Raw genomic sequence first — 6,682 nt, 5'->3', positions numbered from 1 at the left:
CCTCAGCCGTTAGTGGGGGCTCTTGGGACCCCTCCCCTTCCCTCCCCGCCGGCGGGGAGGGAAGGGGAGGGGTCCCAAGAGCCCCCACTAACGGCTGAGGGCTGATAGCTGAAGGCTTACAGCTTATCGCTTACCGCGTCCGTGGGCCGCTTTACTCGCGGTAGTGGCAGCCCATGCTGCGCTTGTTCTCCCAGGCCGCCATCGCGATGAGAATTGCCGTGCGTACGGCGTTTCGCAGGCCGATGACCCCGTCGCTCAGGCGGTTGTTGCGGTAGAAGCCCTCGATCTCGGTCTCGAGGTGGCGCAGTTCGCGCAGGGCGCGCTCGAGGCGGGGGGTGGTGCGCACCAGGCCCACGTAGTTCCACATGATGTGCTTGATCACGCTCATGTCTTGCTGGATGAGGGCGGGGTCGGGGTCGGAGTGGCCCGAGTCCTGCCAGGGGGGAATCCGCTCGGGGTCGAAGGGGGGGCGCTCCTCGAGGTGGCCGCGGATGTGGCGGGCTACCCGGTCCCCCCAGACCAGGCCCTCCAGCAGCGAGGTGCTGGCGAGGCGGTTGGCCCCGTGCAGGCCCGTGCAGGCCACCTCTCCCACCGCGTAGAGCCCCTGGAGGGTGGTCCGGCCCCAGCCGTCCGCCCAGACCCCGCCGCACGAGTAGTGCGCCCCCGGGACCACGGGCACCAGGTCCTGGGCGATGTCGATGCCGTAGCGCAGGCACTCGGCGTGGATGTTGGGGAAATGGCTGAGGATCTTCTCCTTGGGGATGTAGCTGCGCAGGTCCAGGTACACGTGGGGGAGGTCGTGAAGGAGCATGTGGTGGTAGATGCTGCGGGCCACCACGTCGCGCGGGGCGAGGTCTTTCCACTGGGGGTCGTAGCGCTGCATGAAGGGCTGCCCGCTGGCGTCCACCAGCCGGGCCCCCTCGCCGCGTACCGCTTCGGAGATGAGGAAGGGCGGGGCCCCGGTGAGGTGGAAGGTGGTGGGGTGGAACTGCACGAACTCCATGTTGATCACCCGCGCCCCCGCCCGGTAGGCCATCGCCACCCCGTCGCCCCGGGCTCCCGGCGGGTTGGTGCTGGTGAGGAAGACCTGGCCCAGCCCGCCCGTCGCCAGCACGGTATGGCGGGCGATGCAGCGCTTGATGATGCGTTTGGTGCGGTCGAAGAGGTAAGCCCCCACGCAGGAGGGCGGCCGGTAGATGTCCAGGCGGTCGAGGGAGTGGTGGGCCGGGGTGAGCAGGTCGATGGCGGTGTGGCCCTTGAGCACGGTGACGTGGGGATGGGCCTCGAGCGCGGCCTTCAGCGTGCGGTGGATCGCCAGGCCCGTGGCGTCGGCGGCGTGGAGGATGCGCGGCAAGGAGTGCCCCCCCTCCAGCGCCAGGGAAAGCTCCCCCGAGGGCTCCCGGTCGAAGGGCACCTGCAGCCGCTCGAGCAGCCATTCCTCGACCTTCTTCGGCCCTTCCTCCGCCAGGATCCGGGCGGCCTCGAGGTAGGAGTGCCCGGCCCCCGCGCGCAGGACGTCCTCGACGAGCAGCTCGGGCGAGTCGCCGGGGCCCTTGTAGATGATGCCGCCCTGCGCCCAGGCGGTGTTGCTCTCCTCGCCGTCGCTCGAGCGGGTCACCACCGTGACGGGTATCCCGTCGTCGGCCAGGCTCAAGGCGGTGATGCCGCCCCCGATGCCGCTGCCGATGACCAGCACCTCGGTTTCGATGAGTTCCATAGATGAAGCCGAACGCCAAACGCCGGTTGTAGGGGCGAGCGTGGATCGCCCTTTGGCTCAGTCTCGCTTCCCGCCGGGCCCGATGGCGATCATGCGCTCGAGGGCGGTAGCGGCCCGTACCCGGACGTCTTCGGGCACCTCGATGACGTGGCGGCCCAGCTTGAGGGCGCTCAAGGTGTCCTCGAGGGTGATCCGGTTCATGTGGGGGCAGCGCACCGTGCACAGGCGCAGGAACTCCTTGTCGGGGTAGGCCGCCATGACGTTGTCGCCCATGGAGCACTCGGTCAGGAGCAGGTAGCGCGGGGCGCTGGTTTTCTCGACGTAGCGGATCATGGCGGTGGTGCTCCCGGCGAAGTCGGAGGCCTCGACCACCTCGGGGCTGCACTCGGGGTGCGAGAGGATCACCACGTCGGGGAACATCCTGCGCACGTCCTCGATGTCCTGCACGGTGTAGCGCTCGTGGACCTCGCAGCGCCCGTGCCAGCCGATCATCTCGTAGCCCAGCTCGCCGGGCGCGCCCTCGTCGAGGGTGGGGAAGATGATGCGCTTGCCGGTCTCGCGGGCCACGTTGCGGGCCAGGTACTCGTCGGGCAGGAAGATGACCGTGTCGCTGTCCAGCGATTCGATCACCGCCACGGCGTTGCTCGAGGTGCAGCACACGTCGCTCTCGGCCTTCACGTCGGCGTAGGTGTTGACGTAGGTCACCACGGGCACGCCCGGAAAGCGCTCCTTGAGCCGCCGCACGTCCTCGGCGGTGATGCTCGCCGCCAGCGAGCAGCCGGCCTTGGTGGAGGGCAGCAGCACGGTCTTGCCGGGGTTGAGGATCTTGGCGGTCTCGGCCATGAACCTCACCCCGCAGAACACGATGATCTCGGCGTCGGTCCGGGCCGCGACCCGGGAGAGCTCGAGCGAGTCGCCCACGTGGTCGGGGATGGTGTGGAAGAGGGCCGGTTCCATGTAGTTATGGCCCAATATCACCGCGTTCTTCTCGCGCTTGAGCTCGAGGATCTCCTGCGCGATCTCGAACTTGGCCTCGAGCTCGAACTCGGGCACGATGCCCGCGAGCCGGTCCTTGAGCTGGTCGAAGTTGGGGTGGGTCGTCATGTCGTCCTCCGGAATTTACAGGGTGCTGAACGCCGAACGTCGAACGCCGGTAGCCGATAGCCCATAGCCGGACGCGGGTCGTACGTCCTACGTCGTACGCCAGACGCCAGACGCAAGACGCCAGACGCAAGACGCCAGACGCGGGACGTCTTGTCACCCCCCTTAACAAGGGGGGCAGGGGGGATACTCCCCGCGGGCGGGGAGGGTTGGGGAGGGGTCCACCACGAGCCACGAGCCATCGACTATCGACTATCGACTATCGACTATCGTCTCCAGATCTAAGCTGATGTCCAGCGCCTTGACCGAGTGGGTCAGGACCCCGGCCGAGATGAAGTCCACGCCTGTTTCGGCTACCTGGGCCACGTTGTCGAGGGTGACGTTGCCGGAGGCTTCCAGCGGGACGCGTCCGGCGGTGATCGCCACCGCCTGGCGGAGCTGCTCGAGGGTCATGTTGTCCAGCAGGACGCGACTCACGCCGAGCTCGATCGTCTCGCGCAGCTCCTCGAGGGTTCGCACCTCCACGACGACGGGCCGCTGCTGGAGGTCGCCCTCGCGCACCCTCCGCACCGCCTCGCGGATGCTCCCCACCGCGGCGACGTGGTTGTCCTTGATCAGCACCTCGTCCCACAGGCCGAAGCGGTGGTTGACCCCGCCGCCGATGCGCACCGCCCACTTGTCCAGTGCCCGCAGGCCCGGGGCGGTCTTGCGGGTGTCGAGGATGCGGGCCTTGGTGTGGGCCACCGCCTGCACGAAGCGGCGGGTCTGGGTGGCGATGCCCGACATGCGCTGCAGGAAGTTGAGCGCGGTCCGCTCGCCCGTCAGGAGCGCCTGGCAGGGGCCATGCACCCGGGCGAAGACCGTGCCCGCCTCGAGCACGCTCCCGTCGGGGAAGAGCACCTCGAGCTCGAGGCGGGGGTCGAGGCGGGCGTAGACCTCCCGGGCCACCTCGAGCCCGGCGATCACCCCGCTCTCCTTGGCGAGAAAACGCCCGCTCGAGCGGGCCTCGTCAGGGATGGTGCACAGCGTGGTCACGTCCCCCGCGCCCACGTCCTCCTCGAGCGCCCGCCGGATGGCCTCCGCGATCATCGACGTGAAGCGGGTGTCTGTTGAGTTCGGCATACCTGGTCCAGAATATACCGTGCTTCGTTTGCGCGAACCGCTCTGGGGTTTTGGGGCGCGGCCCAGGGCCGCCAGGCCGAAGAATCCCACGCTGCACACGGGCATGACTCCCCCCGGGTATGCGGCGGGGGGCGTTTCGCGGGGGCGTAACCTCCGGGGCTCATGACCCAAGCCCGGACCTGCCCTGTCGCGCTCCTCGCTCACGCCCGGCCCTGTCCCCGACGCGACTGAAGAGCGCTCTAGTTGACGTCGCCGAGGTAGCTTGGGATCTCGAGCCCCCGGGCCAGCAATTCCGCCAGCCGCCGGGGGAAGAAGCGCAGCCTTGGCAACGCCTCGAGCGGCAGCCAGCGCACGCCCTCCTGGTCGGGGTCGCCGGCGTGCCCGGGGCGGGGCTCCTCGAGCAGGGTGCAGGCGAAGACGTGGTTGACGACGTGGACGCCGGGCGGCTCGCTGCTGGTGGGGTGGTGGCCGGAGATGAACTCCCGCACCGTCAGCAGGCCCTCGACCCTCACCCGCGCCCCGATCTCCTCCCGGCACTCGCGGGCCACGGCCTGCTCGAGGGTCTCCCCGAACTCCTGCCCGCCCCCGGGGAGGACGTAAAGCTCACCCTGTGCGTCGCGCTTGACCACGACGAGCACGTGGCGCTCCCTCAGGATGAGGGCCTGGACGCTGCTGCGGACGGTCATTGGTTCAGGGGCCCCCGCCTTCGGCGTGAAATTGGGCGTTCTCCACCTGGCGCACGAGCTGCTCGAGCAGCCCTTCGGGGTCGTAGAGCACCCGGCAGCTGTTGCCCACCGCCGCCGCCGTGCCCGCGTCGGGCGGGAGGGTCGAGGCCCAGTCGCGGGCGGCGAAGCTGAGCTCGAGCCTCGAGCCGTCCTCCAGGCGGACGTGGCGGGACCAGACCGCGCCGTAATCCCCGTCCTCCCAGCCGGCGACCGCGGGCTCGAGCCCGACCTCGCCCACCCAGGCGCTCTCCCGCCGGAAGGCGCCGGGGTCCTCCGCCAGGAGCACGAGGTCGAGGTCGGAGCCGGCGCGGGCGCTCCCGCGGGCCCAGGAGCCGACCAGTAGAACCCCCAGCACGTCCTTGCGGCTTCGGGCCCAGCCGACAACCTGGCCCAGGAAACGCTCTGCCGCTGCGGCTTCCATACCCGATCTTATCGCGTTTCCCACGAACACCCTCCGGGGCCGGAGGGTGTTTCACCCCGCACAGCCAACCCGGCCGTGCGGGGTATCCGTGGGAACCGCTCTAAAACATCCGGGGCGCGCCTTGGCGCGCCCCGTCACCCTGCCGGGCGGGTCAGTCGAGGAAGTCCCTGAGCTTACGGGTGCGGCTCTCGTGGTACTTGAGCTTGCGCAGCGCCTTGTTCTCGATCTGGCGGATGCGCTCGCGGGTGACGCCGAAGTAGGCGCCCACCTCCTCGAGGGTGTGCTCGCGCCCGTCGATGAGGCCCTTGCGCAGCTTGAGCACCATCGCCTCGCGCTCGGAGAGCTTATTTAAGGCCTTCTCGAGCTCCTCGCTGAGCATGCTCTGGGCGGCGGAGTCCACGGGGGAGGCCATGTGCTCGTCGGGGATGAAGTCGCCGTAGAAGGAGTCCTTCTCGTCGCCGATGGGGGTCTCGAGCGAGACCGGCTCCTGGGCGATCTTGAACGTCTCCTCGACCTTCTTGGCGTCCCAGCCGGGGCCCATGGCCTCGGCCACCTCCTCGTACGTGGGCTCACGGCCGAGCTCCTGCTGCATCTGGCGGGCGGTGCGGGTGAGCTTGTTGATGGTCTCGACCATGTGCACCGGGATGCGGATGGTGCGGGCCTGGTCGGCGATGGCGCGGTTGATGGCCTGGCGGATCCACCACGTGGCGTAGGTCGAGAACTTGTAGCGGCGCTTGTACTCGAACTTCTCCACCGCGCGGATGAGGCCCTGGTTGCCCTCCTGGATCAGGTCGAGGAAGGAGAGGCCGCGCCCGGTGTACTTCTTGGCGATGGAGACCACGAGCCTCAGGTTGGCCTCGATGAGGTGCTGGCGGCAGATCTCGCCGTCGCGGGCGATGTGCAGGTAGCGCTTGACCTCGCGCGGCAGGGCCCGCAGGCGGGCATCGACGGCCTGGACGGTCTCGGGGTCCACCCGCACCTCCATGCCGGGCACGTTGGCCACGCGCGAGCCGCCCTGCACCTGCGAGCGCAGCACCTGGCGGATGAGCTCGGCCTCGAGGCCGGTCTCCTGCGCCAGGAAGCCGGCGGCGGCCACCCCGTCCTCGACGCGGCGGGCGAGGTCGATCTCCTCCTCCAGCGTCAGCAAGGGCACCTGCCCGATCTCGTGCAGGTACTGCCGCACGGGGTCGGAGGTGCTGACGCGGATGGTGGGGAAGTCCTCCTCGAGGTCGTCGTCGGCCTCCTCGAGCACGGCGGGGGCCTCGAGCACCTCGAGGTCGAGCTCGAGGGGGTCGGCGGCTTCCTCGAGGTCGCCCTCGATCAGCAGTTCCTCGGCCACCTCGATGTCCTCGGGGGCCTCGGCCAGCTCCAGGACCGGGGGCACGTCGGGGGCGTCGAGGGTCAGCTCGTCGCCCTCGAGGGCGGTGCCGTCCATCTCCTCGCCGAGCCCTTCCTCCAGCTCGGCCTCGTCCACTTTGGCTCCCTTGGCCTTCTTGGCCTTGACTTTAGCGTCGGCTACCGGGGTCGCAGACTTAGCCTTGGCGGGGGTTTTCTTCTTACTCAAGCTGCCTCACCTCCGAGCGGAAGGTTTGCCGA

General features: G+C 69.3%; 6 protein-coding genes. All 6 read right to left on the bottom strand.

Annotated features, from left to right (window positions below):
- Positions 1-151: 151 nt before the first annotated feature.
- The 6 genes from nadB to rpoD all read right to left on the bottom strand — a co-directional run bounded on the left by nadB (position 152) and on the right by rpoD (position 6,650).
- Positions 152-1,717, bottom strand: a complete 1,566-nt coding sequence (gene nadB / locus Mterra_RS04660; protein WP_119314120.1) for an L-aspartate oxidase — start codon at positions 1,715-1,717, stop codon at positions 152-154.
- A gap of 57 nt (positions 1,718-1,774) precedes the next feature.
- Positions 1,775-2,821 carry a quinolinate synthase NadA gene (nadA, locus tag Mterra_RS04655; protein ID WP_119314119.1) on the bottom strand — a complete coding sequence of 349 codons (1,047 nt, stop codon included), beginning with the start codon at positions 2,819-2,821 and terminating at the stop codon, positions 1,775-1,777.
- A gap of 249 nt (positions 2,822-3,070) precedes the next feature.
- Complete coding sequence (gene nadC, locus Mterra_RS04650; RefSeq protein ID WP_119314118.1) at positions 3,071-3,940, bottom strand: carboxylating nicotinate-nucleotide diphosphorylase; 870 nt, start codon at positions 3,938-3,940, stop codon at positions 3,071-3,073.
- Between the two features lie 239 nt (positions 3,941-4,179).
- A complete protein-coding gene (locus Mterra_RS04645; protein WP_119314117.1) occupies positions 4,180-4,626 on the bottom strand; it encodes an NUDIX domain-containing protein in 447 nt (148 codons plus the stop codon).
- Between the two features lie 4 nt (positions 4,627-4,630).
- Positions 4,631-5,086 (bottom strand): nucleotidyltransferase domain-containing protein, encoded by a 456-nt coding sequence (locus tag Mterra_RS04640; RefSeq protein ID WP_119314116.1) that lies wholly within the window; start codon positions 5,084-5,086, stop codon positions 4,631-4,633.
- Between the two features lie 151 nt (positions 5,087-5,237).
- The gene (rpoD, locus tag Mterra_RS04635) at positions 5,238-6,650 is read right to left on the bottom strand and encodes an RNA polymerase sigma factor RpoD (RefSeq protein WP_119314115.1); all 1,413 of its coding nucleotides are present in this window, start codon (positions 6,648-6,650) and stop codon (positions 5,238-5,240) included.
- Positions 6,651-6,682 lie beyond the last annotated feature (32 nt).

This window comes from Calidithermus terrae (assembly GCF_003574345.1).
GTDB classification, from domain to species: domain Bacteria; phylum Deinococcota; class Deinococci; order Deinococcales; family Thermaceae; genus Calidithermus; species Calidithermus chliarophilus.
The sequence above is the reverse complement of the archived record's forward strand: the minus strand, read 5'-3'. Positions and strand labels throughout refer to the sequence as shown.

What these genes read in the sequence shown, in the direction of transcription:
- nadA (WP_119314119.1), bottom strand. Translation starts at nt 2,821, where the DNA reads ATGACGACCCACCCCAACTTCGACCAGCTCAAGGACCGGCTCGCGGGC.
- Mterra_RS04640 (WP_119314116.1), bottom strand. Translation starts at nt 5,086, where the DNA reads ATGGAAGCCGCAGCGGCAGAGCGTTTCCTGGGCCAGGTTGTCGGCTGG.
- Mterra_RS04645 (WP_119314117.1), bottom strand. Translation starts at nt 4,626, where the DNA reads ATGACCGTCCGCAGCAGCGTCCAGGCCCTCATCCTGAGGGAGCGCCAC.
- nadC (WP_119314118.1), bottom strand. Translation starts at nt 3,940, where the DNA reads ATGCCGAACTCAACAGACACCCGCTTCACGTCGATGATCGCGGAGGCC.
- nadB (WP_119314120.1), bottom strand. Translation starts at nt 1,717, where the DNA reads ATGGAACTCATCGAAACCGAGGTGCTGGTCATCGGCAGCGGCATCGGG.